This window comes from Senegalia sp. (in: firmicutes) (assembly GCF_052088025.1).
Taxonomy (GTDB): domain Bacteria; phylum Bacillota; class Clostridia; order Tissierellales; family SIT17; genus Anaeromonas.
This window is the reverse complement of record NZ_JBQCYD010000089.1, coordinates 1-3,081: the sequence shown is the minus strand read 5'-3', so window position 1 is coordinate 3,081 and position 3,081 is coordinate 1. Positions and strand designations below refer to the sequence as shown.

The window sequence follows — 3,081 nt, the reverse complement described above, 5'->3', positions numbered from 1 at the left end:
AACACTACATTAGCTCAAATAACAACAAAACTTAAAGAATATTATAAGGAACATTATAAATTAGTAGATTTACCAGATAAGGTTCATAATCAGGTTAAATCTAAAATAAATAAAAAACAAAGTCAAGGTATAAATATAAGTGGAATAGACAATGTAAAGGTAAGATTTGCAAAATGTTGTAATCCTGTTCCTGGTGATGAGATAAAGGGATATATAACTCGTGGTAGAGGTGTATCTGTTCACAGGAGTGATTGTCCTAATATAGTAGATTTAGGTAAAGATCAAAGATTTATTGATGTGGATTGGGCACAAGAGGATAAAACTTCCTATCAGGCTGAATTGCAAGTTAAGGGTTCTGATAGACCAGGTTTATTATCAGAGATTACTATTCTTTTATCTGAAGCCAATTTATTTGTATCTTCTTTAAATGCTAGAACCAACAAAGAAAAACTAGCTATTATTAATCTAACTTTAGAGATAAAAGATATAAATCAATTAAATAATTTAATAAAGAGACTAAAAAAAGTCACAGGAGTACTTGATGTTTATAGAGTGACGACTTAAGAGGTGATGAGATGAGAGCTGTAATTCAAAGAGTTAATTCTGCTGCTGTTGAAATTAATGAAAAGAAAGAATCTGAAATAAATAAAGGTTTATTAGTTCTTTTGGGAATTTGTGATGAAGACAATGAAAGTGATATAAAATATCTAGTTGAAAAAATCATGCATCTTAGGATATTTGAAGATGAAAATGAAAAAATGAATTTATCTTTATTAGATATTTCAGGAGAACTTCTTGTGGTTTCTCAATTCACTTTATATGGTGATTGTAGAAAAGGAAGACGTCCGAATTTCATGAAAGCAGCAAAACCTGATATTTCAGAAAAATTATATGATGATTTTTTAAAACTAGCATCAAGATATGATATAAAAGTAGCTTCAGGTAAATTTGGAGCAGATATGAAAGTGGATTTAAGAAATGATGGTCCTGTTACAATACTTATAGATAGTAAAAAGAACTTTTAGAAAGGAAGATTTAATGTTAATAAGAGAACTTTCAAGTGGGGTATATGGTGCTAATTGTTTCATTGTTGCCTCACAAGAGACTAAAGATGCAATAATAATAGATCCTTCAGACAATACAAAAGGATTAATGGATATTATAAATGATGAAAAATTAAATGTTAAATATATAGTATTAACTCATGGTCATGGCGATCATATTGGTGGTATAGTCGAGCTTAAAGATGCAACTAATTCAGAAATATTAATTCATGAAGATGACAAAGAAATGTTAGAAGATAAAGAACTTAACCTATCATCTCAAATGCCAATGGTAACTGTAGAAATAAGTCCAGATGCCTTACTTAAAGATGGTGATCTTATAAAATTTGGCGATTTAGAAGCTAAGGTTATTCATACAAAAGGTCATACAAAGGGATGTATATCTATTAAAATAGGGGATAATATATTTACAGGTGATACACTTTTTAAAGGTTCTATAGGCAGGACAGATTTATATGGTGGATCTTATGATGATATTATAGCTTCAATTAAAGATAAACTTATGATTTATGAAGATCATATAAAAGTTTATCCAGGTCATGGACCTAGCTCTACTATAGGCTATGAAAGAAATAACAATCCTTTTTTAAGATAGATAAAATATGATAAATATATATTTGAAAAATTATAATAAAAGTCATCCTATATATGAATTAGTAAAAGTGCTCTTTGAAACAAGTGATATAAACTTTGTAGATGAATTAAGATTTAACATAGACGGATATTTAATAATTTTAGATTTAGATTCAAATGTAGTTAATAGTAAAATATACTTAAATAATGATTTAATAAGTGAAAACAATATAGATGATATAGAAAATATGAATATAAAAAGACCATTTGACAAAAAAATTGGCATAGCTGTAAAAAAATCAATTTATATGGCTGCAAAACAAATTAAAAATATAAATGCGCCATGGGGGATATTAACAGGAATAAGACCTTCTAAGGTGGTCCATGATCTAAGGGAAAAAAACATAGGTAATGATGAGATAATAGAGATATTGACAGAGGAATATCTCTTAGATATCAAAAAAGCACAATTACTTGTAGAAATCACATCCTTACAAAAGAAACATATCTACCCTATAAATAAAGATAATTATAGTTTATATGTAAGTATTCCTTTTTGTCCAAGCAGATGTATATATTGCTCCTTTCCTTCTTATCTGGTGGATAAATGGGGTCATTTCATTGATTCTTATACTAATTCATTGATTGAAGAAATCAAGGAATTAGGTTCATTTATGAATGACAAAATATTAAAAACTATATATATTGGTGGAGGTACTCCTAGTGCAATACCATCTGAAAATTTAGAGATGATAATTAAGGCTATATATAAATACTTTGATACTAGTAAGATATTGGAGTTTACAGTAGAAGCTGGAAGAGTTGATACCATAAACAAAGAAGTATTAGAGATGCTTAAAAGAAATAAAATAGATAGAATCAGTATAAATCCTCAGACAATGAATGATGATACCTTAAAATTAATGAATAGGACTCATAGCAAAGAAGAAATAAAAGAAATTTTTAATCAAGCAAAAAAAATAGGATTTAATTCTATAAATATGGATTTAATAGTAGGACTTCCTAAAGAAAATGAAAAAGATATTAAAAACACAATGGAAATTATAAAAAAACTAGATCCTGATAATCTAACTGTTCATACCTTAACTATAAAAAAATCATCTAAATTAAATAAAGAATTAGATAAATATGAGATTAAAAAAGAAAATAATTTAGAAAATATGTTAGATATAACAAGAGAATATTCAAAAGGAATGAATATGAAAGCTTATTATATGTATAGGCAAAAGCAAATTTTAGGTAATTTTGAGAATATAGGATATGCTAAAAAAAATAAAGAATGCATTTATAATATTTTGATGATGGAAGAGAGACAAACTGTAATTGGTTTAGGTGCAGGAAGTGTATCTAAAATATTTGATTCTAAAACAAATAAAATTCACAGAATGCCAAATGTAGTAAATTTAAATGAATATGTAAAAAA

The 3,081-nt window shown here is 26.9% G+C and carries 4 protein-coding genes; all 4 read left to right on the top strand.

Features of this window, described 5'->3' with window-relative positions:
- On the top strand, window positions 1-564 hold a 564-nt coding region (locus tag ACTHUW_RS12610; RefSeq protein ID WP_442213525.1), incomplete at its 5' end, for an ACT domain-containing protein.
- An 11-nt stretch (window positions 565-575) separates the two neighbouring features.
- Complete coding sequence (dtd, locus tag ACTHUW_RS12605; RefSeq protein WP_442199071.1) at window positions 576-1,025, top strand: D-aminoacyl-tRNA deacylase; 450 nt, start codon at window positions 576-578, stop codon at window positions 1,023-1,025.
- Window positions 1,026-1,038: 13 nt separating this feature from the next.
- Window positions 1,039-1,659 (top strand): MBL fold metallo-hydrolase, encoded by a 621-nt coding sequence (locus ACTHUW_RS12600; RefSeq protein WP_442213523.1) that lies wholly within the window; start codon window positions 1,039-1,041, stop codon window positions 1,657-1,659.
- A gap of 7 nt (window positions 1,660-1,666) precedes the next feature.
- Window positions 1,667-3,081: coproporphyrinogen dehydrogenase HemZ (gene hemZ, locus ACTHUW_RS12595; RefSeq protein WP_442213521.1), on the top strand; the 1,415-nt coding region annotated here is incomplete at its 3' end.